This window comes from Spiribacter roseus, from assembly GCF_002813635.1.
Taxonomy (GTDB): domain Bacteria; phylum Pseudomonadota; class Gammaproteobacteria; order Nitrococcales; family Nitrococcaceae; genus Spiribacter; species Spiribacter roseus.
The window spans coordinates 620,433-643,847 of the sequence record NZ_CP016382.1; the positions used below are offsets into that span (position 1 = coordinate 620,433).

Genomic DNA, 23,415 nt, shown 5'->3' on the forward strand with positions numbered 1-23,415 from the left:
ACCGATGCCTCGGAAGTTTCTGATTTCTCTTGCTCTCGTTTTCGGACTGGTCGGGCCCTCTGCCCAGGCGGCTGAGGACGGCCATGAAGACGACCATTTGTCGACGGCGGGCGATGTGCGCCTGCTCCACGGGTGGACTCGGGCGACCACAGCCGACAATGCGCTCGTATTCGTCGAAATCGAGAACACCGGCAGCACGCCCGTCACTCTGAGCGGTGGCGCGACGGAACTGGCCGAGAGCGCGGCCCTGGTGGGCTTCACGCTCACGGACGGTAAGCCCAGCTATCCCGAGTTGCCGGGCCTGCCGGTGGCGCCCGGTACCCAGATGGTGCTGGCCCCACAGGGTGTAGCGCTGCGGCTCGACGGGCTGTCGCGGGATTTGACTGAGGGCGATCGCTTCGACTTGACGCTTGATTTTGCCGAGACCGAGGCGGAGTTGACCGTCGAGGTTGAGGCCGCGGACGCGACTCAGCACGGTCACGCCGGTCACGCGCATTGATCGGTTGGGCCTGGCGGATCGCGCTTCTGGCGCTGGTGCTAATCACGCTACCCGCCGGGGCGCAGCCGGTTGACGAGGGGGCGCGCCTGGATGACCTGCTCGTCGGCGAGATGGCTCAGCTCCAGGTTCAGACGCGGTCCGTGCCGGACGTTGCCTTTGATGGTGCGGACGGTACGCCGATGACGCTCGGGGCCTTTGCGGGCAAATATGTCCTGGTCAACTTCTGGGCACACTGGTGCACACCCTGCCGCGAGGAGATGCCGCACTTGTCGGACCTGCAGGCCGAAATGGGTGGCGAGGCGTTCGAAGTCGTGACCATCGCGGTGGGGGGCAATCGCGCCGGTACCATGGAGAGCTTTCTGGAGGAGGTGGGCGCACGGAACCTGCCGCTCCATACCGATCCGGGCGGCGACCTGTCGGGCGCGATGGGCGTACTGGCCCTGCCGGTGTCCGTGCTCATCAACCCCGATGGTCAGGAAATTGCGCGGTTTCAGGGGGCGGCCGATTGGGCAAGCCCGGAGGCGTTGGAGCTGGTGCGCTACCTCATAAAGAAATGAGATAGCGTGCTGGCAAGGATTTTTGCTCCGGCAAGGGCTAGCCATGAGACGAAGAGGTCGCCCAGCTTTTTGGCGACGCTAGCGAGCTGGCCTCGACAGTTAGGGTGGCACCGCGACATGGCGTATTCGTATCGTTCAGAGCTTTCCGAATTGTGGGATCACTCACGGAAATAGCGGAAAGTGCACGATGGCGCTACACCAATTCCTTTTCAACACGTTTGGCGTCTGCAACGGCGCCGCCCATGAGGGCAAAACCGTTGAGGCGATCACCGCTGTAGTGGTTCCAGCGGCCTTCCTGTGCGGCAACCCACTTGCCATGACTGGACGGTGGATAGACAGCAACGGGGCATAGCGTTGTCTTGATGATGATCGTGTCAGGCGTGCCATCGTAGACCGCGGTGTTTCCAGCAAGCGTTGTTCCGATGACGCTCGCCTGGCGGCGGAGTGCACGTACATAAGGACGGATGACACCCCGGTGTTCCACGCAGTCCCCTAGGGCAAAGATACACCCGTCGCTCGTGCGCAACTGGTCATCGACCACCAGGCCGTGTCGGGTTTCAAGTCCTGCCTGGCTCGCGAGGTGGGTATTGGGCTGAAGACCGAGCGCCGAGATCACAAGCTCACCCTGCCAGGTTTCACCCGTACTGAGTGTGGCCGTCAGATCCCCGTTCGATTGAGTGGTGAATGACTGCACGCTACAACCGGTATGGACATGAATGCCCTTGTCGGTGAACCGGGCCTCAAGCGAGCCGGCGGCCGCTGCAGGGAGCAGGGTGGGGAGCAAGTGCTCCGCGCGTTCCACGAGCGTCACGCGATGCCCGGCCACTGTGAGGTCATTGGCGAATTCACTGCCGATCAGTCCGCCGCCGATGATCAAAATGGAGGCCGTGCGGCCATCCACCTTCGATCGGACGGCTCGATAGTCGTCGAGCGAATTGACGGTGTGGATGGGGCTATCTCCGTCGCCAGGCGGCGGCAGTCTGCGCTGCTCCGCGCCCATCGCGATCACCAGGCGGTCATAGGGGACGCCGCCACGGGCGGTGATAATGCGCCGCCGATCGCGGTCGATACTGAGCGCCCGGGTGTGCGCCAGCATTTCAACCCCATGCTTCGCGGCCTGCTCCGGCCCTTTTCGCATGATGATCTCATCGGGGGCCAGCCCTTCCCCCGCGGCGCTCGAGAGGCGCGGTTTTGGATAGTGATGTCCGGCATCCGCCGTGATCAGCACAATGGCGCGGTCCGGATCCGCCCGACGGATGGATTCAGCCGCTGCCCAACCGGCCATGCCGCCGCCAAGAATAACGACCTGCGATGGGTCTGCGGGCAGTATCCGTGACCGCTGACTCGCGGCGATGGGTGGCGGTGTTTGTGTCGCATCCTCGAGCGGTACGAAATCAGCCTTGCTGACGCCGCAGTCCGGGCATACCCAGTCATCGGGGATGTCCTCATAGCGGGTACCGGGCGGGAGACCGCCATCCGGGTCGCCATTGGCCTCATCGTAAATGTAGCCACAGACAAGACAGATGTATTGCCGATAATCAGGAGCGCTATTGGCGGTCATTGGGTTCAGGCGGCCTCGAGCCGTGCGAGCTCTTTGCGGATATGTTTGATCGCTGGAGTGACGATCGCGACGAAATACGATTCCCGGAGTTTTCTCTGTGCCGGCGCATCCGCCAGGTAGCCGCGGGCACCGGCGTGAAGCATGGCCGCCTGGGAGGCCCGCAGGCTAAGGGCTGAGCCCCGCTCGCGCACCTGAAGAACATCACGGAAGAGCTCGTCGCTGGCGTTCCCATGAACCTCATCCGCCAGCGCGTTGACTGCGGCGCGCAGGTCCGTCAATTCCTCGCGCAGCGCCTCGGGCTGCTCGTCCAGATAGCCGTTGACGTGCGCGTGCGTTTTCGCCATCGACTCCATAATATCGATGCACCCCTCGATGACGCCAAGCGGCATGCCCATCTGCAGGAGGACAAACCCGGCACGGATCCGGGGCAGGAAGCCGGCGGCATCGTGGCTGATCACCTGGTCGTTGGGGATGAACACGTCATCAAAATGGCATGCATAGGTCCCGCTGCCTTCCAGGGCGACAAACTTGGCGCACTGCTTGAGCGCGAAGCCAGGCGCGGCGCAGTCGACCAATGCCATCACCCGCCGCCCCGTGGATGCGCTGTTAAACACCGCTGCAAAGACGTGACCGTCGGCCAGGTTTGAAACCCAGGGCAGCGTGCCGCTCGCGATATACCCACCCTCAGTCGGGCGGACGTGAATCTTCAGCTCTTCGATGGCGGCGACATTTTTCATACCGTTGGAAAGGCCGGTGCCGCCAAGCGTTTGGCCGCTCGCCACGCGGTCCAGCCACTTCTCGCGTGTCTCGGGTACTTCTGCATTATCGAGGTACCAGGTCAGCGCGTCGTGGCACCAGACGCAGAACCCCGTGGACATGCAGGCCCGAGACACTTCGCTCATGGCATCGATGGCACCCGCAAAGTCATAGCCATTCTGTGCTGTATGGCGATTGTAGAGCCCGCCCTCGCCAAAACGGCGCATGAACGACTCAGGGTAATGGCCCGCGCGGTCGATATCGACAACGATCGGCTCGAGTGCATGAGCCACCAGGTCCCTCGTGTCAGCGGTGGGTCGGGCAATCGCCTCGGCTACGCTCGCCATGGGTGTCTCCTGTCAGAAATCTCAATGTCGCAACCCTATTGCGAGCATGACTCGCTGAGAAATATCGATTCGGCATATCGATATTGCAGATTTGACTGGTTATATCGATATAAAAAAAGGTTTCTTCAAGGCGCATCGGCCGACTTGTAAGGTTCAGCGTCAAGTTGAACGCACGGAGCCCTGTATGTCGGCCACCATTCGGATCGACAATCTCAATCACTGGTTTAATCGGAGCGAGCCGCCTGTTCTGCAGGATATTTCCGTGGCAGTGCAGGCTGGACAGAGTCTGGCCCTGGTTGGTGAGAGCGGGTGCGGCAAGTCCACATTGCTGAACATGATCGCGGGGATGATCCGTCCCACCGTCGGCACCATTCATATTGGTCAGAACCGCGTGCTCGGACCGCGCCCGGAGTGGAACATCATGTTCCAGCATGCAGCCCTCTATCCGTGGCTGAACGTGGTGGACAACGTTGCGTTGGGTCTCGAATTTGCCGGCGTCGGGAAGGCGAGGCGAACCACCGCCATGGACATGCTCGATCGGGTGGGCCTGCTGGATAAAGCGCGCAGTCGGCCGCGGGATCTTTCCGGCGGTCAGCAGCAGCGTGTCGCACTCGCGCGCTCATTGGTCATGTCACCTTCTGTGCTTTTGCTGGACGAGCCGTTTTCGGCGCTTGACACCTTCACCCGCACCGATCTTCAGGACGAAGTACTTGGCATTGTCGCTGAACAGGGAATAAGCCTCGTTCAGGTCACACATGATCTGGACGAGGCGATCATCATGGGTGATCGGATTGGTGTCATGGAGCGCAGCCCCGGTCGGATTCACGCCCTGGTTGATAACCAGATGAACGGACCCCGGCGTCCCGGAATGCGCGGATTTGCCGAGATGCGGGATGAGCTTCTGGCTGCCTTCGGCCGGGCCCGGCGCAATCCGTCGACACCAGTCCGCAGCACACCCACCGATCCCATCGAACTGGAGCCCGAGTACTCATGAGCAACAGGCACATATCACCGGACCAACATCACCACGCCCAGTGCGGATGCGATGAAGTCCTGTCGGCCGACTACCAGATTCAGACGGATCGGCGTCGGTTTGTTCTGGATGGCATGGCAATGATTGGCGGGCTTGCCGCTGGGCTAACCCTGCCGATGGGAGCAGCGAGTGCACAGGACGCCGAGGATCCGGTGCTGAGGATTGGTTATTTGCCGATTACTGATGCCACCTCGCTGCTGACGGCGCACGCAATGGGGTATTTCGCTGATGAGGGCGTAAGGGCCGAAGCGCCGGAGTTGATCCGAAGCTGGTCGGGTCTTGTTGAAGGGTTTGTCCGGGGGCGCTTCAATCTCGTCCACCTGTTAAAGCCGATACCTGTGTGGATGCGCTACAACAACGACTTCCCCGTCAAAATCATGGCCTGGGCCCACATCAACGGCTCAGGACTGGTCGTTGGCGGAAATTCGGGGATTGAATCGTTCGCCGAACTGGGTGGCACGCAGATCGCGGTTCCCTATTGGTATTCCATCCACAACACGTTGATTCAGATGGGCCTGCGCAATGCGGGGCTCAGGCCCGTCATTCAGCGCCAGGAAGATCCGCTTGCCGATGATGAGGTGAACCTCCTCATCCTTCCGCCGCCCGAGATGCCTTCAAGCCTGGCAGCGGGGCAGATCGATGGATACATCGTCGCCGAGCCGTTCAATGCGGCTGGCGAACTGCTCGCAGGGGGGCGGCTGCTGAGATTCACCGGTGACATGTGGGAGAACCATCCATGCTGTGTTGTGTGCATGAACGAAAACCAGGTGAACGCCAGCCCCGAGTGGACGCAGCGGGTCATCAACGCGGTGGTGCGCGGTTCGGAGTATGCGCAGCAGAATAAAGGCAAGGTCGCTGAAATGCTCTCGCGGGACGGGCAGGGTTACCTGCCAATGCCGGCTGAGGTGGTCCGTCGGGCCATGACGCATTACAACGAGGCGGAATACCGGGAAAGCGGTGCGGTGAGCCACCCGGACTGGCGCGTCGGGCGAATCGATTTCTCCCCTTACCCCTATCCATCGGCGACCAAGCGACTGGTCAAGGAAATGAACCAGACGCTGGTCGAGGGGGATACCACATTCCTGCAGGGGCTTGATCCGGATTTCGTCGCTGATGATCTGGTGGACTACCGGTTTGTGGAGGAGGCCCTGCGTCAGCACCCGGGAGCGAATTATCTGGATGAGTTGACCCGTAAGGAGCGCATTAAGCTGTGATGTCACCAACGATCACGGGCAGTGCGGCGCCGCGCTGGGCTCAAGGTCTGCTTGATCGGATTGCCTATCCGATCGCGGGAGCACTCTCCCTGTTGATTCTCTGGTGGGCGGGGGGTCAATACATCAAGGCGCAGCCTGAGCTATTCGCGTTCACGCGCTTTGCCCCGGAGGCCGCACTGCCGGCGGCCTGGGAGCTGCTTGTCAGTGGGGCGCTGCTTGAGGCTGCGAGCGCCAGTCTGTACCGGATCGGCATCGGAATGGTGTTGGCGATCCTGATTGCCGTACCGCTGGGTATCGTTGTCGGGTCGTCGGCGATGCTCCGCCGTGTGACCGGGTTTCCGTTCCAGCTGCTCCGCATGGTGAGTCCATTGGCGTGGATGCCGATTGCGGTGATGATTTTCGCCACTTGGAACGGAGCCATCGTCTTTCTGATTTTCATGGCAGCGGTATGGCCGGTGCTGTTTTCAACCGCATTCGCAGTGCAACGGATTGACCCGTTGCATTCAAGGGTGGCGCGGAATCTGGGCGCATCGCCCTTGGGTCGGCTGTGGCGGCTGACGCTTCCATCCATCGCGCCGGATGTGATGGCGGGCATTCGCCTCGCTCTAGGCGTGGCCTGGGTGGTGCTTGTGCCGGCTGAATATCTGGGGGTGACGAGCGGGCTGGGTTACGCGATCAACGACGCCCGGGACATTCTTGCCTATGACCAGTTAGCGGCGCTTGTGCTGTGGATTGGTGTGATCGGCTACATGCTTGATGGCCTTGTTGTGACACTTGCCCGTCGATTCGATTGGCAGTCTTGATTGATTCGTAAGAGGAGAATGATGAGATGAGTGAATCCACAGAGAGAACCGTCCGCAAACACCTGCGTCCCATTGATCGGGACGGATTGTTGAGCTTTGCAGAAAAGGGCCGTAACAACCCGAACACTCAGGGAACCAATAAGGTTCAGACGGTGGTAGAGGGTCAGTACCGCACCGTCAGCCATGTCCGGGGTCATGAAGTGGTTGTCGATGAGCCGCTCCATCTCCTTGGCCAGGATACCGCACCCGCCCCCGCTGAGGTCGTGCTTTCTGCGCTTGGAGGGTGCCTGGCGGTTGGCATCATCGCGGTCGCGACCTGGAAGCAGGTTGCGCTGAGTAATCTAGAGCTGCATCTGGAAGGGGATATCGGCAACCCCGCAGCCTGGGGAGCAGGTGGACATGAGGCCTCACCTGAGGAAATGGGTATCCAGGCCGTCCGTGTCAAAGTTGATATCGACGGCGATGCGTCGCGGGAAGTACTGGATGAGATTGTCCAGCGGGCGAATTATTTCTCACCGGTGGGTAACACCGTGCGCAATCCGATTGACTTTGAGATTGGTTTGCTCGAAGGGTGATAACCCGATGTGTAAACCGCAATGAGGCTGACCTCTTGCCGGTTGGTTGGATGTCAGTCTGAGCAATTGTGTGACCATGGAGCCGTCGCCGCCGTCTGAGGCGCCACTGCAGACGGCGGTCAGGATCTGCTCCGGCGCCATGTCAGCAAGTTCAGGCAACTGCGCACTGATCTTGCCCACTAACAATGGACACTCGATTACCCCACTATCTGGGCCGCCAACGCATCAGGGCTGATCCCGGTAAGGATGAAATGATTGGTACTCACGCTCGAGAAGGGGAGCTCCTCATGGGCGCTGCCCGCAGGAAGATCAGGGATGGCGCGTTGGTCATGGGCCTGTGGAGATTTTTGTGTGTGAGCCGCTTCATTGAGATCAGGCTTCCAGCACGAACCGGTCACCGAACTGGATCGCAAGCTGGGTTTTAGCAGCGTGCTATTGGACAGGTGGCCGCTTCCACTTCGCCTGCACATTTCGCAATGCTAGGTAGATCAGTTTGATCGCCGCCTCATCGCTTGGGAAGTGGCCCTTGTTGCGTACTACCTTTCGCACCTGGCTGTTCAGCGACTCGATGGCATTGGTGGTGTAGATGACCCGGCGCACCTCAGGCGAGAAGGCGAAGAACGGGATGACCTCAGACCAGCGCCGCTGCCAGCTTGCCGCAACCGCCGGGTACTTCCGCCCCATGGGCCTTGCTCGAAGTCGGCCAGCGCCTGCTCGGCGGCGTCCGCGCTGGGGGCGGCAAAGATCGGCCGCAACGCCTGGGCCAGCGCCTTACGCTCCTTCCAGGAAGCGAACTGCATCGAGTGGCGGATGAGATGCACGATGCAGGTCTGGACCACGCAGTCGGGGAAGGCGCTGGTGATCGCCTCGGGAAAGCCCTTGAGGCCATCGACGACGGCGATGAGGATATCGTTGGTACCGCGGGCGCGGAGCTCGTTCATGATCCGCATCCAGAACTTTGCCCCCTCGGTCTGCTCGATCCACAGGCCGAGGACCTCCTTGCGACCCTCGCAGGTCATCCCGATGGCGAGGAACACGGCCTTGTTACGGACCATGCCCTCGTCGCGGATCTTCACCCGCAGGGCGTCGAAGTAGACGATCGCATAGGTCGTCTCGAGCGGCCGGTTCTGCCAGCTCTGGACCTCATCGATCACGCTCTCGGTGATCGCCGAGACCAGATCCGGCGAGATATCGACGCCATAGATCTCGATGATGTGATTGCGGATATCCCGCGTGCTCATGCCCCGGGCGTACATGGCGATGATCTTGTCATCGAAGCCGGGGAAGCGGCGCTGGTACTTGCCGATCAACACCGGATCGAACCGCCCGTGCCGGTCGCGTGGGATATCAAGGATGATGCGCTCAGCGCCCGTATCCACCGTCTTGGGGCTTGTGCCGTTGCGATGGTTGCCTGAGTGCTGCTCATCATCGCCATCCAGATGGACGTCCATCTCGGCGTTGAGCATGCGCTCGGCCAGCGCCTTTTTGAGCTCGCCGGCGAGTGACTCGAAGTCCGCCGCGCGACGAGCCCCACGCTCGCGGATCAGCTCGTCGAGAACATCCCGGTTAATACCGTCGGTGTGCTTCTTACGTGCCATACGTCTATCTCCCTATCGGGTCTATCGTATGGCTCACACACAGAATTACCTACACTCCCCCTTGCCTGGACAGGTCTGCCCGTTTCGTTTTTTGCGTTTTTCGATTATTGCGCTTAGTATCGAGTCAGTAGACACATGCATCCTCGGAGCAGCTATGCAAACACCCAGTGGCGATAACGAACTCCCGGATCATGAGGCCACTGCACTCGCCCGTGCCAGTGCCACAGAGCTAAGCAAGCTCCTATCCCGGCAACCGGAATCCGATAGGGCCCGCGTTCAACTCGACGGCACCGATCTCGTGCTGCCGCGCCAGGCGCTCGCGCTACTGCGTGACCTGCTTGCCGAGATGGCCCAGGGCAATGCGGTGACGATCGTGCCAACGCACGCAGAGCTGACAACGCAGGAAGCGGCGGACATCCTCAACGTCTCCCGCCCCCATCTCGTCAAGCTGCTGGAGCGGGGCGAGATCCCCTTCTCGAAGGTGGGCACCCATCGCCGCATCCGATACCAAGACCTGCTGGCCTACAAGGCGGAGTGCGATCGTGCTAGCCAGGAAGCTCTGGATGCGCTGACCGAGCAGGCACAGGACCTGGATATGGGGTACTGAGGTGCGCTTTGTCGTCGTTTTCGATGCGTGCGTCCTCTACCCGGCACCCATGCGGGATTTCCTGATCCGGCTTGCCACGGCCGGGCTTTTCGCGGCGAAGTGGACCGACCGGATTCACGACGAGTGGACAAGGAACCTGCTTGCACAGCGGCCCGACTTAGCGGGTGCGCTGGAGCGCACCCGCTCACTGATGGATCACGCGGTACACGACTGCCTGGTTGAAGGCTACGAGCCGCTGATTGAGGGATTATCTCTGCCAGATCCGGATGACAGGCATGTTCTCGCTGCAGCAATTCGCGCTGGTGCGCAGTCCATCGTGACCATCAATCTCAAGGATTTTCCGGCATCGTCTCTCGCGCCGTACGGGATCGAGGCTGTTCATCCGGACACGTTTGTGGAGCAAAAGCTCGATCTTCATGAGGGTGCGGTGGTGACCACCGCCAAACGCCACCGCGGTGCGCTCCGCAACCCTCCGAAATCCGTTGACGAATACCTTGAGACGCTCGCCGCTCAAGGGTTTGTCGTCACAGCCGATAGACTGCGCCAATTCGCAGACGTCCTCTAATCTCATGACTCTTGCCGCCAAAGGACGCTTAACGAAACCGTCCGTGTTGGTGGGGTAGAACCCCAGGGTGAGGGGAGTGCATTCGAGATTGGGGGCGCCAACTGGATAAAGAAAACTTCCCGAAGCTAGTTAATGACCTGTATGGGATCGTACGTAACCTAGAGGCGATGTTCCCGGGCAGACACTTCACACCCGATGGCCATCTCGTTGGTAGTCGCGGGGAATGTCTGGCGGCATACCACTACGGTCTCGATCTGCTCCCGGCCTCTACAATCGGTGGCGATGCGCTGAAAGCAGGATTAAGGATCGAGATCAAGGCAACCCAAGCGAAAGCGGTCGGGTTGCGGTACCAGCCGGAGCACCTGCTAGTCCTGAAATTGGACCAACTGGGTGGCTTCGAGGAGGTCTATAACGGCCCCGGCGATATCGTCTGGAAAGAGTTCGATGGGAAGCCTAAACCAAGCAATGGGCAGTATCGCATCGCCTTATCCAGGCTCTCTGTCTTGATGGAGCAAGTACCTAGTGAGAGTCGGCTGGCGATGGAGAATCCGAACGACTGAGTCCTGCATCTATATCCGGAGAGATCAGGACTTGGATAGGTCTCGAAGATTGAGCGTCGGCTTGCAGCTAAGCTATATAGGCTGGACAGGTGGTACTCAAAAAACGCCTCCCGGACTCGGCATTGGCGCAGCGAACTTTGGCCAGTCATGGCACATCTATGGCACATACAAGGCACAGAGGCGCCTATGACTGGTTACGCGGGCCTTCGGTCTACGGTAAATGGATCGCTCCCGATTGCTCTGCACCCATCTCTAGGTTCGCGACCAGGCCTCGATTCAATCTCAAAAACAGCAACTTAACTTCCCCCTTTGGCAACGCCGCCCAATCCCGCTATACTCTCGCCCCTGACGACAGGCGCGTAGCTCAGTAGGTTAGAGCACCACCTTGACATGGTGGGGGTCGGTGGTTCGAATCCACTCGCGCCTACCACATCCTGTCCGCTCACCAATGCAAGTGGCCTCTGGTATGGGTCACCACTGTGGAGTCCTGAATGCCCCTCATTACTCTTCCTGATGGCAGCCAACGCGAGTATGCCGAGGCGCTGTCCGTCCTCGATATTGCCCGCGATATCGGTGCGGGCCTCGCGAAGGCGACCATTGCCGGTCGCGTCAATGGCACGCTTGTTGACGCCGTCGACCTTGTTGACGACGACGCCGAGCTGCAGATCATCACCCCGCGCGACGCCGAAGGCCTCGAGATCATCCGCCATTCCTGCTGCCATCTGCTGGGTCAGGCGGTCAAGCAGCTCTACCCCGAGGCGCAGATGGCGATCGGCCCGGTGGTGGAAGGCGGGTTCTACTACGACATCCGCTACGACGCCGGCTTTCATCCGGAGGATCTCGCGCGCATCGAACAGCGCATGGCAGAGCTGATCGATCAAGAATACGACGTCATCAAGCATGTCACGCCGCGCTTCGAGGCGCTGCAGCTGTTCCGTGAGCGCGGCGAGAATTACAAGGTCGAGTTGATCGAGAACCTCACCGACGTCGATTCGATGGCGCTCTATCATCATCAGGAATACGTCGACATGTGCCTGGGCCCGCATGTGCCCAACACACGATTCCTCAAGGCATTCAAGCTCACGAAGCTGGCTGGCGCCTACTGGCGCGCCGATGCCAACAACGAGATGCTCCAGCGCATCTACGGCACCGCGTTTGCCGATCGCAAGGCGCTCAAGGCGCATCTGAAGTTTCTGGAAGAGGCGCAGAAGCGCGACCACCGGCGCATCGCCCGCAGTCAGGATCTTTTCCATATCCAGGAAGAAGCGCCGGGGATGGTGTTCTGGCACCCCAATGGCTGGCGGATCTACACCACCCTGCAGGACTACCTGCGCGGGCGGCTCTCGGAGCATGGTTATCAGGAGATCCGTACGCCCGAGCTGGTGGATCGCAGTCTCTGGGAGCGTTCGGGGCACTGGGAGAAGTTCCGCGAGGACATGTTCACGACGCACTCCGAGCATCGTGATTACGCCGTCAAGCCCATGAACTGCCCCTGCCATGTGCAGGTGTACAACCAGGGCCTGAAAAGCTACCGCGATCTGCCGCTGCGGCTTTCGGAATTCGGCAACTGTCATCGCAATGAGCCATCGGGGACGCTCCATGGGCTGATGCGGGTGCGCAATTTTACCCAGGACGATGCCCACATATTCTGTACCGAAGACCAGCTACAGGCCGAGGTGTCGGCGTTCCTCGACCTGGCCTTCAGCGTCTATCGCGACTTCGGCTTTGACGATGTCCAGGTGGCCCTGTCCACCCGCCCGGCCAAGCGCGTGGGAGAGGACGGGTTGTGGGATCGTGCCGAGGCGGCCCTCGAACAGGCCCTGTACGCCAAGGACATGGGGTTTACGGTCAACCCGGGCGAGGGCGCGTTCTATGGGCCCAAGATTGAACTGTCGATGCGCGATTGCCTGAATCGGGTCTGGCAGTGCGGGACCATGCAGGTCGACTTCTCAATGCCCGGTCGACTGGACGCCGAGTATGTCACCGAGAGTGGCGATCGCGCCGTCCCGGTGATGCTCCACCGGGCGATCTTTGGCTCGTTCGAGCGCTTCATCGGCGTGCTGACCGAGCACTACGGCGGTGACTGGCCCGTCTGGCTCGTCCCCACCCAGGTGCAGGTGGTCAATATCACCGATCGCCAGGCGGATTATGCCGAGACCATCCGGAAACATCTGACGGACCGGGGTTTTCGCGCCGAGTCCGACTTGAGGAACGAGAAGATCGGCTTTAAGATCCGTGAACATACGATTCAGCGGGTACCGTATATGGTCGTTGTCGGCGATCAGGAGCGGGATACCGGCGCTGTGGCGGTCCGCACCCGCACCGGTGAGGACCTGGGGTCGATGTCTCTTGAGGCACTGATTGACCGGCTGGACCGTGACGTGGCCCGTTTGGGCCGAACGCTTGTGGAGGATTGAAGCATCGCTATACGCAGAAAGCCGGGGGCACGTCGCCAGCAGCCCGGCGCCGGTGAAAACCGGCGGATCAACGAAGACATCCAGGTCCCGCGGGTCCGGATGATCGATGAAAACGGCGAGCAGGTCGGTATTGTCGATACGACCGAGGCTGTTGAGCGCGCCGCCGGCGTCAATCTCGATCTGGTTGAACTCGACCCCAACGCCGACCCGCCCGTATGCCGGGTCATGGACTTCGGCAAATGGAAGTTCGAGCAGTCCAAAAAGCAGCAGGCGGCCAAGAAGAAACAAAAGCAGATCCAGGTCAAGGAAGTGAAATTCCGGCCCGGGACCGACTCGGGTGACTACGAAGTCAAGTTGCGCAACCTCAGGAAATTCCTCGAGGACGGCGACAAGGTCAAGGTCACCCTGCGATTCCGCGGTCGCGAGATGGCGCATCAGGAGCTCGGACTTGAGCTGCTGCAGCGCGTCGAAAAAGATCTCGAGGACGATGCCACCGTCGACCAGCGTCCCAAGATGGAAGGCCGGTTGATGGTGATGACGATGTCTCCCCGCAAGGGGAAATAGCGGAGGCTCATGGCCTCCATTGGGTGAGCACCCGGTCGGCCGGGTGTTCTTTTTTGTGGCAACGGAGAAACGGTTCATGCCCAAGATTAAGACGAACCGTGGCGCCGCCAAGCGCTTCCGCAAGACCGCCAGCGGTCGTTATAAGCGGGCGCATGCCTTCCACAACCACATCCTGACCAAAAAGGATGCCAAACGGAAGGTCAAGTTGCGTGCCACCACACTGGTCGCAGAGCAGGATACGCCGGCGATTCGGCGGCTCATGCCCTACGGCTGAACACAACCTGAACAGAGAGGATTCTGAAGATGGCCAGAGTCAAGCGTGGCGTCACTGCGCGCCGCCGCCACAAGAAGGTCCTCGGGAAGGCGAAAGGTTACTACGGCGCACGTCATAAGACGTTCAAGGTAGCCAACCAGGCGGTCATCAAGGCCGGCCAGTACGCCTACCGGGATCGCCGGGTCCGCAAGCGCGAGTTCCGCGCCCTGTGGATCCAGCGCATCAATGCCGCAGCCCGGCTCAACGGGCTGTCGTACAGTCGGCTCATGAACGGCCTCAAGCAGGCCGAGATCGAGGTCGACCGCAAGGTGCTCGCTGACATGGCGGTGCACGATGCGGCCGGTTTCAGCGCGATTGCCGAGCGCGCGAAAGCGGCACTGGCGTAAACGTCCCTGCAAGGGGACGGCCAGCAGGGGAAGGCCGTTGTCTTCCCCTTTTTTTTGTCTGCCAGCGGGAATAACCAATGAGTGACGCGCTCCAGTCATTGACCGAGCGGGCCGAGCAGGCCGTGGATGCGGCCACCAGCGTCGCTGAACTCGACGCGGTCCGTGTCGCCTATCTGGGCAAGAAAGGCGAGATCACCGAACAGCTCAAAGCGCTTGGGCAGCTGCCGGCCGATGAGCGACCGGCCGCGGGTCAGGCCATCAACGCCGCCAAACAGCGGGTGAGTGAGCGGCTTGAAGCCCGCCGCCGCGAGCTGGAAGCGGCGGAACTGAACGCCGCCCTTGAAGCCGATCGGGTGGATGTCACTCTGCCGGGCCGCGGCGAGCCGCCGGGCGGGGTGCACCCGATCACGCGCACCCTCGAGCGCATCGAATCGATGTTTCGTGGGGTGGGTTTCGCGGTGGCGGAGGGCCCGGAAGTCGAGGATGACTACCACAATTTCGAAGCGCTCAACATTCCCGCCGATCATCCGGCGCGGGCGATGCATGACACCTTCTACTTCGACGCCCGTCATCTTCTGCGCACGCACACCTCGCCGGTGCAGATCCGCGTGCTCGAAGCCGACGGCGCGCCGGTGCGGGTGATCGCGCCGGGGCGGGTCTACCGCTGCGACTCCGATCTCACCCACACGCCCATGTTCCACCAGGTCGAGGGATTGCTGGTGGATGAGGGCGTGACCTTCGGGGATCTGAAAGCGGTGCTCGAGGACTTCGTGCGCGGGTTCTTTGAAGCCGATCTGGCGCTGCGCTTCCGGCCGTCGTATTTCCCGTTCACCGAGCCGTCGGCGGAGGTCGATGTCGAGTGCATGTTCTGCCACGGCGAGGGCTGCCGGGTGTGCAGTGGCAGCGGCTGGCTCGAGATCCTGGGCTGCGGCATGGTCCACCCGGCGGTGTTTGAGGCCGCCGGTATCGATGCCGAACGCTACACCGGTTATGCCTTTGGTATGGGCGTCGAGCGGCTGGCGATGCTGCGCTACGGCGTCAATGACCTGAGAATCTTTTTTGAGAACGATCTGCGCTTTTTGCGCCAGTTCCGCTAGGAGCGCCGCATGAGAATCAGCGAACATTGGTTGAGTGAGTGGGTCGGGCTGCCGGATTCGACCCGCGAGCTGGCGGATCGGCTGACCATGGCCGGCCTTGAGGTGGATGCGGTGGAGTCCGCCGCCCCCGAATTCAGTGGCGTCGTGGTGGGCGAGATCATCGACTGTGCGCCACACCCCGATGCCGAGCGGCTGAGCGTGTGCACCGTTGCCGACGGCACCGACGAGCCCAAGACCGTGGTCTGCGGCGCGCCCAATGCCGCGACGGGGCTGCGGGCGCCCTTCGCCCAGGTGGGAGCGCGACTGCCCGAGGGGATGAAGATCAAGGCGACGCGGCTGCGCGGCGTCAAGTCCCACGGCATGCTCTGTGCGGCCAAAGAGCTGGGCCTGTCCGAGGAAAGCGCCGGGCTGATGCCCCTGCCGACGGATGCCCCCGTGGGGGCGGATCTGCGTGAGTGGATGGATCTGGACGACGCGGTCATTGATATCGAACTCACCCCCAATCGCAGTGACTGCCTGAGCATGCAGGGGGTGGCCCGCGAGGTCGGGGTGCTGACCGGTCAGGCGGTGACACGCCCGACCATCGAGCCCGTTGCGCCCGTCCATGAATCGACGCTGCCCATTGAGCTGGAAAAGCCCGCGGCATGCCCACGCTACTGCGGCCGCGTTATCCACGGCATCAACCCGCGGGCGGCGACGCCCCTTTGGCTCGCCGAGCGGTTGCGTCGGGCCGGCATCCGGCCGTTAAGCCTGACGGTGGATATCACCAATTACCTGATGCTTGAGCTGGGCCAACCCATGCATGCCTTCGACCGGGCGACGCTCTCCGGTGGCATCCGGGTCCGGGGCGCCGCGGAGGGGGAGTCGCTGGCCCTGCTGAATGGCGAAACGGTGGACCTGACGGCGGGGACGCTGGTCATCGCCGATCATGATAAGCCGGTCGCCATTGCCGGCGTGATGGGTGGGCAGGCCACGGCGGTCAGCGATACCACCGTTGATATCTTTCTGGAGTCGGCGTTCTTCGCACCGTCGGCGCTGGCCGGGTGTGCCCGGCAGTACGGACTGCACACCGATTCGTCACACCGTTTCGAGCGCGGCGTCGATCCACAGCGCTGCGTCGAGGCCATCGAGCGCGCCACGGCGCTTTTATGCGCGCACGCCGGGGGCGAGCCCGGCCCGGTCAGCGAGTCGGTGGAGGTCGCGCACCTGCCGACAACGCCGGCGGTGAGTGTGCGCCCGTCACGGGTCAACGCGGTGCTGGGCACAGCCATCGAGGCCGAGACCATGCAGCAGATGCTGACCCGCCTGGGCATGCCGTCGCTGGTCGATGGCGAGGCTCTGCATGTCACGGCGCCCAGCTGGCGGTTTGATATCGCCCGCGAGGTGGACTTGATTGAAGAGATCGCGCGCATTCACGGCTATGACCGGTTGCCGTCGCGGCGCTCGGCGCTGCCCGCCCGGATCCCGGCCGAGGCCGAGTCACGGGTGGCACTCGGGCGGCTGCGCGCGCTGCTGGTGGATCGCGGCTATCATGAGGCGATCACCTACAGCTTTGTGCCGGCCGATCTGGACGCACAACTCGATCCTGACCATACCGCGCCCGCCCTCGCCAATCCGCTGTCGGCGGACATGGCCGTCATGCGGACGTCGCTGTGGCCGGGGCTGATCCGGGCCCTGGCGCATAACCGCAATCGGCAGATGAGCCGGGTACGGCTGTTCGAGACCGGGCTGCGGTTCCGCGGTGCCCTGCCGGATCTCGAGCAGACCCCGGGGATCGCCGGAGTGATCACCGGGCCGGCGGCACCCAAGCATTGGGACCATACCGAGCGCCCGGTGGACTTTTTCGACATCAAGGGGGATGTCGAAGCGCTGCTGGCCATGCTGGGCGCGGATCGGGACTGTCGGTTTGAGTCGACATCGCATCCGGCCCTCCATCCCGGCCAATCCGCGCGGATCCTCTGCGACGATGTTCCCTGCGGCTGGGTGGGGGCGCTGCATCCGGCCACCGCCCGTCAGCTGGATCTCGACGGCGCTGTCTATGTGTTTGAAATCGATCAGACGGTGTTCTCAGCCCGGGCCCTGCCGGCGTTCGCGCCACTGTCGCGCTACCCCTCCATTCGCCGCGATCTGGCGATCGTGGTCGATGAGTCGGTGTCCGCCGATGCGGTGCGTGACGTGATCGCCGCGGCGGCGGGGGAGGCCCTCGAGTCGGTGGAGCTGTTTGACGTCTATCGCGGCAAAGGTGTCAGTGATGGGTGCAAAAGTCTCGCTATGGGATTGATATTGCAGGACAATTCCCGCACTCTGACGGATCAGGACGTGGAAGCGGTGATGACCGCTGTGATGCGCGCACTGAGTGACACACTCGACGCAGGACTGAGGGAGTAGGGCGGCATGGCGCTGACCAAGGCCGATATGGCTGAGCGGCTTTTCGAAGAAGTGGGGCTGAATAAACGCGAGGCCAAAGACCTTGTCGAGAGCTTTTTCGAGGAGATCCGTCAGGCGCTCGAGACGGGCACGCCGGTCAAGCTCTCCGGGTTTGGCAATTTTGACCTTCGCGATAAAAGCGAGCGGCCCGGCCGCAATCCCAAAACCGGCGAAGAGATCCCCATCTCGGCGCGGCGGGTGGTGACGTTCCGGCCGGGGCAGAAGCTCAAGGCCCGGGTAGAGGCCTATGCCGGGCACGAGCAGTAACGAGGCGCTGCCGCCGATCCCGGCCAAGCGCTACTTCACCATTGGTGAGGTCAGCGAGCTGTGCGCCGTCAAGCCCCATGTCCTGCGCTACTGGGAGCAGGAGTTCAGTCAGCTCAGCCCGGTCAAGCGCCGCGGCAACCGCCGCTACTACCAGCGCCAGGACGTCATTCTGATCCGCCAGATCCGTGGCCTGCTGTACACCCAGGGATTCACCATCGGGGGCGCCCGCCAGCAGCTTGCCGGCGCCCCGGCCCGCGATGATTCCACCCAGCGCCAGCAAGTGGTGCGACAGATCCGCAGCGAGCTAGAGGCGTTACTGAGCGAACTCAAGCGCTGAACGCCAGTCTCATGGATGCGGTTGGATGATTGGCGTGATGGGCGAGCTGTTGTAACATCTCGGTTCGTCGGGGCGTAGCGCAGCCTGGTAGCGCATCTGCATGGGGTGCAGAGGGTCGCAGGTTCAAATCCTGCCGTCCCGACCAGATCTTCCAACCGGCCAGCACCCGTCTGTCCGGGGCTTAATAACCTTAAAGCGATGCAAAGGAACGACTCGCATGAGCGATGTTGTCGTCGAGCGCCTCAACGAGGGGCCGCTCATCTGTGCGGAGGGGTTTTTGTTCGAACTCGAGCGGCGGGGTTACCTGTCCGCCGGCGAGTTCGTGCCCGAGGTCGCGCTGCTTCGGCCCGACGCCCTCGAGACTCTGCATCGCGATTTCCAGCATGCCGGTTCGGACATCGTCCAGGCGTTCACCTACAACGGCCACCGCGAGAAGATGCGCGTCATCGGTCGCGAGGATCGGCTTGAGCCGCTCAACCGCTCGGCACTGCAGATCGCCCGGCGGGTGGCCGATGACCGGCCCGGCAACCTGATGGCGGGCAATATCTCCAATACCAATATCTGGGATCCGGATGATCCGCAGGCACAGGCTGCGGCGCGGGCAATGTTTGACGAAATGGCCGGCTGGTCGGTCGAAGAACGCGCCGATCTGATCATCGGCGAGACCTTCTACTACGCCGGCGAGGCCCATGCGGCCCTCGATGCGATCCGCGCCCACGGGCTGCCGGCGGTCATCACCCTGGCGCCGATGGCCGAGGACCGGATGATGGACGGCCCGGGCATCGTCGAGACCTGCGTGGCACTTGAGCAGGCCGGCGCCAGTGTGGTGGGCATGAACTGCTTTCGCGGTCCCGATACCATGCTGCCGTGGATCGAGCGGATCCGCGCGGCGGTGACCGGCCACGTGGCCGCGCTGCCGGTGACCTATCGCACCAGCGAGGCGGAACCGACCTTTTTCAACCTGAGCGATTCGCCGACGTGCGCCTGCCCGTCCCCCCATGGGCGGCCGTTTCCAACGGCGCTGGACCCGTTGTACTGCAACCGCTACGAAATCGGTGATTTCGCCCATCGCGCCTACGCCATGGGCGTGAACTATCTGGGAGTGTGCTGCGGCGCGGCACCCATGCATATTCGGGAGGTGGCGATGGCGGTGGGGCGCGAACCTGAAGCAGCGCGTTTTGCCGAGCGCATGGAAAATCATTTCATGTATGGCTCTCATGAACGCCTGCCCGCCCACATCCGCGCGCTCGGCGACAGGGCCTGACCACCCAGCGCCTCGGGCGCGGGTTGGATCACGGTATGGTCTGGTTACTGGCCCTCGTCGCTCTCGCGGCCCTGGCGATTTACGGCCTGAACGGCCGGAGGCTCACCGACACCGAGCGTGATCGCTATGCGCGCTTCGAGGAATTCGCCCGCAACGTCCCGGGCGTGCTTTATCAATTCCGGATCGATCCGCAGGGCACGATGGGGTTTCCGTTTGTGTCCGAACGGATCGAATCCCTGACGGGCTGCACCGCTGGCGCCGTCATGGCGGATGCCGAAGTGATCTTCTCGCGCATCCATGGCGATGACCGGGCGGCCGTCTTCAAGGCGATCGAAGATTCGAAAGAAGCCCTCGAGACCTTTGAGGTCACCTTTCGCCTCGAGCATGTCAAGCACGGTACCCGCTGGCTTGAGGCAAGCTCTACGCCCTCGCGCAGCGATGACGGCACGCTCACCTGGCATGGTTATCTCGAGGACGTGACCGAGGAGCGGGCCACCCAGGATCGGCTCGAACAGGCGGACAAGGTCTTCGAGGTGATGCGTGAGGGCATTCTTATCGCCGACGAGTCGCATCGGATCGTCCGGATCAACCCCGCCCTTGAGCGCATGCTTGGCTATTCGAGTGAAGAGCTCCGCGGTAAGACGCCGGCCATGCTGTATTCGTCCCGCGACCGGGATGCGGCGTATCAGGACATCCTCAATGCACTCGACGCCGGGGCCGGTCGCTGGCAGGGCGACGTGCAGATGCAGCGACGCGACGGCAGCGCGATCGACATCGACTGTTTTGTAGCAAGAATCCGCAATGAGGCGATGGGGACGGTGCGCCATATCTCAGTGCTGCACGACATCAGCGAGCGACTGAGCTATCAGCAGCGCCTTGAGCGGCTCGCCAGTTTTGATGTCCTCACCGGACTACCCAACCGGCGGCTTCTGAGTGATCGGCTTGATCAGGCGATTGCGCAGTCGCAGCGAACCGGTGAGGTGTTCGCGGTGTGCATGCTCGATCTGGATGACTTCAAGCCGGTCAATGACCGGTTCGGTCATGAAGCCGGCGATCAGGTGCTCAAAGCGGTGGGCGAGCGTCTGGGCGACACCCTGCGTGGGGAAGATACCGTGGCCCGGGTGGGCGGTGATGAGTTCGTCATCGTGATCAGGCACTACAAACGCGACCCGGTGGTCTTCGATCGCATTCTCAATGCCCTGGCGGGCCCCATTGAACTGGATGCCTCGCAGGCCACGGTTGAGGTGCGCGGTAGTCTGGGCGTCAGTCTTTTTGAGCCCACCACACCACTGAACGGCGATCAGCTCCTGCGACAGGCGGATCAGGCGGCCTATCGCGTCAAGTCGCGCGGGGGGCACTGTTATCTGTTTTTCTCCGGCCCGGATACCGAGTAACGCATCGAACACCGTCATGCCGATCGCCGCTGTCCACCATCCCGGTTATACCATCGACCTGCCGGCCAACCATCCTTTCCCGATGGCGAAGTTCCGCGTGCTGCGCGACCAGCTGGGCACCTGGGGCGACGCGATTACCTGGCACCGGCCTTCCAGGGCGACACGGGCGCAGCTTGAGCGTGTGCACACGCCGGCGTATCTGGATGCGCTGACCGGCGGGCATCTCGACCGCGCTGCGCAGCGCCGCAGTGGCTTTCCCTGGTCCCAAGCGCTGGTGGAGCGGGTCCGCCTCGAGACCGGGGGGACAGTGCTGACCGCCCGTCTGGCGCTCGAGCAGGGGCTGGCGCTCAATGTAGCGGGCGGCACCCACCACGCCCACGCCGACTCGGCCAGTGGCTATTGCCTGCTCAATGACCTGGCCGTCACCGCAAGGACACTGCTCGCGACGGGCGAAGTCCGGCGCTTACTGATCATTGATCTGGATGTGCATCAGGGCGATGGCACCGCGCGGTTGCTGGCCGACGAGCCGGCGGCGATGACCTTTTCGATGCATGTCGCCCGCAACTTCCCGGCGCGCAAGGCACATAGCGACTGGGATGTGCCGCTGGCGAGCGGGCTCGACGACACGGCGTATCTGGAGACGCTGGCGGATGTGCTGCCGCGGCTGATTGATCAGTGCGCGCCTGATCTGGTGATCTACGACGCCGGTGTCGATGTTCACCAGGCCGATCGACTCGGCCATTGCAGGCTCAGTGATGAAGGCCTCTACAAGCGTGACCGCCGGGTCATCGAGGCGACGCGCTCGCGGGGGATCCCGCTTGCCGGCGTGATCGGCGGTGGCTACGACCGAGACCTTGATGCCCTGTGTCGGCGGCACGCGCAGCTGTTCCGTGCCGCCATCCAAATACACGAGGAGACCGATTGATACGTGAGCGCCTGAACGTGCCGGTTGCGGTCATGGCCATTGTGGTTGTCGCCGCCGGTCTGATCGTCTTCAACCCGCCGGGCTGGCTCCCCGAGGGTACGGCGCTGACCACTGCCATCGCGTTGATCACCATCGGACTCTACGCCACCGGCTTCATCGCCGAGGCGATGACCTCGCTGGTGTTCTTTCTCGCGGCGATGCTGTTCGCCATCGCCCCGGCCGATGTGGTCTTCTCGGGGTTTTCCTCCAGTGCGTTCTGGATCATCTTCGGCGGCTTGATCATCGGCATGTCGATCCGCCATACCGGGCTGGGGCAGCAGATTGCGGATCGGCTGATCGCGCGACTGCCGGGACGCTACAGCGCGCTCATCGCCGGGACCGTCACGGTGGGGCTGCTGTTCGCGTTTCTCATGCCGGGCGCCATGGGACGGATGGTGCTGCTGGTTCCCATCGCCGTGGCGGTGGCGGATCGGGCCGGCTTTGGCGAGGCCGCCAACGGCCGGATTGCGGTGGTGCTGGCGGCGATTTTCGGCACCCATGTGGGATCGTTCGCGATCCTGCCTTCGAACACGCCCAATGTGGTCTGGTCCGGTGCCATGGCCTCGGTGCATGGGCTCGAGGTGGGTTATATGGAGTATCTGGCCTGGCATTTCCCGGTGCTGGGGATACTGCGCTCGGTGCTGCTGGTGGTGGTGCTGGTGTACGCGTTTCCCGATCGGCTTGGCCCGCGCACCGAAACCCCCGCGGGTGCGCCACCGCTTGACCGTGATCAGCGCCTGACCGCCTTTGTGCTGTTGGGGGCGCTCGCGATGTGGGCCTCCGATGCGGTGCATGGGGTCGGTCCGGCGTGGGTGGCGCTGGCGGCGGCGCTGGTGTATCTGCTCAATGCCCCGCGACTGGTCCCCGCCCGGCCGTTCGCCGCCCTCGACATGGGGCCGCTGCTGCTGCTCGCCGGCATCCTCGGGCTGGGAGCAGTGCTCGCGTATACCGGCATTGGCGAGGCGGCGTTCAAGCAGCTCCTGCCCATGCTGCCGTTCGAGCCGGGGGAGGGCGCCCGCAATTATGCGCTGGTCAGTCTGGGCGGGACGGCCCTGGCGGTGCTGACTGCCATGCCCGGTGTGCCGGCGATCGGAGTGCCGCTGGGGGATACGCTGGCGACGGCCACCGGCTGGCCGGTGGAATCGGTGCTGATCATCCTGGCAGCGAGCTATTCGACCTATCTTCTGCCCTATCAGGCGCCGCCGATCCTGATCGGTGCCCAGCTCGGCCAGATCCCGTACCGCGCCCTGGTGCGCTTTACGCTGGGTTTTGCGTTGCTCAGCATCATTCTGATCTTTCCGCTGCATTATCTGTGGCTGCGGATCATTGGCGTACTGGCCGGCTGAGCT

At 62.6% G+C, this 23,415-nt stretch carries 23 protein-coding genes, 2 tRNA genes and 1 pseudogene; 23 read left to right on the forward strand and 3 right to left on the reverse strand.

What is annotated here, in order from left to right; all coding sequences use genetic code 11:
- Positions 1-4 precede the first annotated feature (4 nt).
- Together BBH56_RS03125 and BBH56_RS03130 are read left to right on the forward strand one after the other, a co-directional pair.
- A complete protein-coding gene (locus BBH56_RS03125) occupies positions 5-499 on the forward strand; it encodes a copper chaperone PCu(A)C (RefSeq protein WP_148121899.1) in 495 nt (164 codons plus the stop codon).
- Entirely contained in the window at positions 496-1,056 is a 561-nt protein-coding gene (locus BBH56_RS03130; protein ID WP_148121900.1) for a TlpA family protein disulfide reductase, read from the forward strand. The genes BBH56_RS03125 and BBH56_RS03130 overlap by 4 nt, the downstream gene beginning before the upstream one ends.
- A 193-nt stretch (positions 1,057-1,249) precedes the next feature.
- Here BBH56_RS03130 and BBH56_RS03135 read toward each other — a convergent pair whose 3' ends face one another.
- Positions 1,250-2,617 carry an FAD-dependent oxidoreductase gene (locus BBH56_RS03135; protein WP_148121901.1) on the reverse strand — a complete coding sequence of 456 codons (1,368 nt, stop codon included), beginning with the start codon at positions 2,615-2,617 and terminating at the stop codon, positions 1,250-1,252.
- 5 nt (positions 2,618-2,622) lie between these two features.
- A complete protein-coding gene (locus tag BBH56_RS03140; protein WP_148121902.1) occupies positions 2,623-3,720 on the reverse strand; it encodes an acyl-CoA dehydrogenase family protein in 1,098 nt (365 codons plus the stop codon).
- 184 nt (positions 3,721-3,904) lie between these two features.
- Between BBH56_RS03140 and BBH56_RS03145 the strand changes: the two genes are divergently transcribed.
- From BBH56_RS03145 to BBH56_RS03160, 4 genes are read left to right on the forward strand one after another with little or no spacing between them, the layout of a single operon-like run.
- Positions 3,905-4,714, forward strand: coding sequence for an ABC transporter ATP-binding protein (locus BBH56_RS03145; protein WP_148121903.1), 810 nt, complete (start codon positions 3,905-3,907; stop codon positions 4,712-4,714).
- Positions 4,711-5,967: an ABC transporter substrate-binding protein gene (locus tag BBH56_RS03150; protein ID WP_148121904.1), complete on the forward strand. Its 1,257-nt coding sequence runs from the start codon at positions 4,711-4,713 to the stop codon at positions 5,965-5,967. The genes BBH56_RS03145 and BBH56_RS03150 overlap by 4 nt, the downstream gene beginning before the upstream one ends.
- Complete coding sequence (locus BBH56_RS03155; protein ID WP_148121905.1) at positions 5,967-6,770, forward strand: ABC transporter permease; 804 nt, start codon at positions 5,967-5,969, stop codon at positions 6,768-6,770. The genes BBH56_RS03150 and BBH56_RS03155 overlap by 1 nt, the downstream gene beginning before the upstream one ends.
- 26 nt (positions 6,771-6,796) lie before the next feature.
- The gene (locus tag BBH56_RS03160; RefSeq protein ID WP_148121906.1) at positions 6,797-7,345 is read left to right on the forward strand and encodes an OsmC family protein; all 549 of its coding nucleotides are present in this window, start codon (positions 6,797-6,799) and stop codon (positions 7,343-7,345) included.
- 432 nt (positions 7,346-7,777) lie between these two features.
- Here BBH56_RS03160 and BBH56_RS03165 read toward each other — a convergent pair.
- A pseudogene (locus BBH56_RS03165) lies at positions 7,778-8,943 on the reverse strand (IS256 family transposase).
- A gap of 154 nt (positions 8,944-9,097) precedes the next feature.
- Between BBH56_RS03165 and BBH56_RS03170 the strand changes: the two are divergent.
- The 17 genes from BBH56_RS03170 (at position 9,098) to BBH56_RS03250 (ending at position 23,412) form a co-directional block, all read left to right on the forward strand.
- A complete protein-coding gene (locus BBH56_RS03170; protein ID WP_144347536.1) occupies positions 9,098-9,550 on the forward strand; it encodes a helix-turn-helix domain-containing protein in 453 nt (150 codons plus the stop codon).
- A 1-nt stretch (position 9,551) separates the two neighbouring features.
- Entirely contained in the window at positions 9,552-10,115 is a 564-nt protein-coding gene (locus tag BBH56_RS03175) for a PIN domain-containing protein (RefSeq protein WP_235012684.1), read from the forward strand.
- Between the two features lie 146 nt (positions 10,116-10,261).
- Positions 10,262-10,675, forward strand: a complete 414-nt coding sequence (locus BBH56_RS03180) for a DUF6998 domain-containing protein (protein WP_404828062.1) — start codon at positions 10,262-10,264, stop codon at positions 10,673-10,675.
- 353 nt (positions 10,676-11,028) lie between these two features.
- Positions 11,029-11,105, forward strand: a tRNA-Val gene (locus BBH56_RS03185).
- 61 nt (positions 11,106-11,166) lie between these two features.
- Complete coding sequence (gene thrS, locus BBH56_RS03190) at positions 11,167-13,092, forward strand: threonine--tRNA ligase (protein WP_148121908.1); 1,926 nt, start codon at positions 11,167-11,169, stop codon at positions 13,090-13,092.
- 66 nt (positions 13,093-13,158) lie between these two features.
- A complete protein-coding gene (gene infC / locus BBH56_RS03195; RefSeq protein WP_304625083.1) occupies positions 13,159-13,656 on the forward strand; it encodes a translation initiation factor IF-3 in 498 nt (165 codons plus the stop codon).
- A gap of 76 nt (positions 13,657-13,732) precedes the next feature.
- Positions 13,733-13,930, forward strand: coding sequence for a 50S ribosomal protein L35 (gene rpmI, locus BBH56_RS03200; protein WP_110883380.1), 198 nt, complete (start codon positions 13,733-13,735; stop codon positions 13,928-13,930).
- A gap of 29 nt (positions 13,931-13,959) precedes the next feature.
- Entirely contained in the window at positions 13,960-14,316 is a 357-nt protein-coding gene (gene rplT, locus BBH56_RS03205) for a 50S ribosomal protein L20 (protein WP_110883319.1), read from the forward strand.
- Positions 14,317-14,393: 77 nt separating this feature from the next.
- The gene (gene pheS / locus BBH56_RS03210) at positions 14,394-15,413 is read left to right on the forward strand and encodes a phenylalanine--tRNA ligase subunit alpha (protein ID WP_148121909.1); all 1,020 of its coding nucleotides are present in this window, start codon (positions 14,394-14,396) and stop codon (positions 15,411-15,413) included.
- Positions 15,414-15,422: 9 nt separating this feature from the next.
- Positions 15,423-17,801, forward strand: a complete 2,379-nt coding sequence (gene pheT, locus BBH56_RS03215) for a phenylalanine--tRNA ligase subunit beta (protein ID WP_148121910.1) — start codon at positions 15,423-15,425, stop codon at positions 17,799-17,801.
- Between the two features lie 6 nt (positions 17,802-17,807).
- A complete protein-coding gene (gene ihfA, locus BBH56_RS03220; RefSeq protein ID WP_110883316.1) occupies positions 17,808-18,107 on the forward strand; it encodes an integration host factor subunit alpha in 300 nt (99 codons plus the stop codon).
- Positions 18,088-18,444 (forward strand): MerR family transcriptional regulator, encoded by a 357-nt coding sequence (locus tag BBH56_RS03225; protein ID WP_110883315.1) that lies wholly within the window; start codon positions 18,088-18,090, stop codon positions 18,442-18,444. Before ihfA ends, BBH56_RS03225 begins: the two co-directional genes overlap by 20 nt.
- A 68-nt stretch (positions 18,445-18,512) precedes the next feature.
- Positions 18,513-18,589 (forward strand) — tRNA-Pro (locus BBH56_RS03230).
- A gap of 72 nt (positions 18,590-18,661) precedes the next feature.
- Complete coding sequence (locus tag BBH56_RS03235) at positions 18,662-19,708, forward strand: homocysteine S-methyltransferase family protein (protein ID WP_144347530.1); 1,047 nt, start codon at positions 18,662-18,664, stop codon at positions 19,706-19,708.
- Between the two features lie 35 nt (positions 19,709-19,743).
- Positions 19,744-21,102, forward strand: a complete 1,359-nt coding sequence (locus tag BBH56_RS03240; RefSeq protein WP_148121911.1) for a diguanylate cyclase domain-containing protein — start codon at positions 19,744-19,746, stop codon at positions 21,100-21,102.
- Between the two features lie 16 nt (positions 21,103-21,118).
- A complete protein-coding gene (locus BBH56_RS03245) occupies positions 21,119-22,027 on the forward strand; it encodes a histone deacetylase family protein (RefSeq protein WP_148121912.1) in 909 nt (302 codons plus the stop codon).
- A 32-nt stretch (positions 22,028-22,059) separates the two neighbouring features.
- Positions 22,060-23,412 (forward strand): SLC13 family permease, encoded by a 1,353-nt coding sequence (locus tag BBH56_RS03250; protein ID WP_148121913.1) that lies wholly within the window; start codon positions 22,060-22,062, stop codon positions 23,410-23,412.
- Positions 23,413-23,415 lie beyond the last annotated feature (3 nt).

What these genes read in the sequence shown, in the direction of transcription:
- BBH56_RS03125 (WP_148121899.1), top strand. Translation starts at nt 5, where the DNA reads ATGCCTCGGAAGTTTCTGATTTCTCTTGCTCTCGTTTTCGGACTGGTC.
- BBH56_RS03135 (WP_148121901.1), bottom strand. Translation starts at nt 2,617, where the DNA reads ATGACCGCCAATAGCGCTCCTGATTATCGGCAATACATCTGTCTTGTC.
- BBH56_RS03140 (WP_148121902.1), bottom strand. Translation starts at nt 3,720, where the DNA reads ATGGCGAGCGTAGCCGAGGCGATTGCCCGACCCACCGCTGACACGAGG.
- BBH56_RS03145 (WP_148121903.1), top strand. Translation starts at nt 3,905, where the DNA reads ATGTCGGCCACCATTCGGATCGACAATCTCAATCACTGGTTTAATCGG.
- BBH56_RS03150 (WP_148121904.1), top strand. Translation starts at nt 4,711, where the DNA reads ATGAGCAACAGGCACATATCACCGGACCAACATCACCACGCCCAGTGC.
- BBH56_RS03155 (WP_148121905.1), top strand. Translation starts at nt 5,967, where the DNA reads ATGTCACCAACGATCACGGGCAGTGCGGCGCCGCGCTGGGCTCAAGGT.
- BBH56_RS03160 (WP_148121906.1), top strand. Translation starts at nt 6,797, where the DNA reads ATGAGTGAATCCACAGAGAGAACCGTCCGCAAACACCTGCGTCCCATT.
- BBH56_RS03170 (WP_144347536.1), top strand. Translation starts at nt 9,098, where the DNA reads ATGCAAACACCCAGTGGCGATAACGAACTCCCGGATCATGAGGCCACT.
- thrS (WP_148121908.1), top strand. Translation starts at nt 11,167, where the DNA reads ATGCCCCTCATTACTCTTCCTGATGGCAGCCAACGCGAGTATGCCGAG.
- rpmI (WP_110883380.1), top strand. Translation starts at nt 13,733, where the DNA reads ATGCCCAAGATTAAGACGAACCGTGGCGCCGCCAAGCGCTTCCGCAAG.
- rplT (WP_110883319.1), top strand. Translation starts at nt 13,960, where the DNA reads ATGGCCAGAGTCAAGCGTGGCGTCACTGCGCGCCGCCGCCACAAGAAG.
- pheS (WP_148121909.1), top strand. Translation starts at nt 14,394, where the DNA reads ATGAGTGACGCGCTCCAGTCATTGACCGAGCGGGCCGAGCAGGCCGTG.
- pheT (WP_148121910.1), top strand. Translation starts at nt 15,423, where the DNA reads ATGAGAATCAGCGAACATTGGTTGAGTGAGTGGGTCGGGCTGCCGGAT.
- ihfA (WP_110883316.1), top strand. Translation starts at nt 17,808, where the DNA reads ATGGCGCTGACCAAGGCCGATATGGCTGAGCGGCTTTTCGAAGAAGTG.
- BBH56_RS03225 (WP_110883315.1), top strand. Translation starts at nt 18,088, where the DNA reads ATGCCGGGCACGAGCAGTAACGAGGCGCTGCCGCCGATCCCGGCCAAG.
- BBH56_RS03235 (WP_144347530.1), top strand. Translation starts at nt 18,662, where the DNA reads ATGAGCGATGTTGTCGTCGAGCGCCTCAACGAGGGGCCGCTCATCTGT.
- BBH56_RS03240 (WP_148121911.1), top strand. Translation starts at nt 19,744, where the DNA reads ATGGTCTGGTTACTGGCCCTCGTCGCTCTCGCGGCCCTGGCGATTTAC.
- BBH56_RS03245 (WP_148121912.1), top strand. Translation starts at nt 21,119, where the DNA reads ATGCCGATCGCCGCTGTCCACCATCCCGGTTATACCATCGACCTGCCG.
- BBH56_RS03250 (WP_148121913.1), top strand. Translation starts at nt 22,060, where the DNA reads ATGGCCATTGTGGTTGTCGCCGCCGGTCTGATCGTCTTCAACCCGCCG.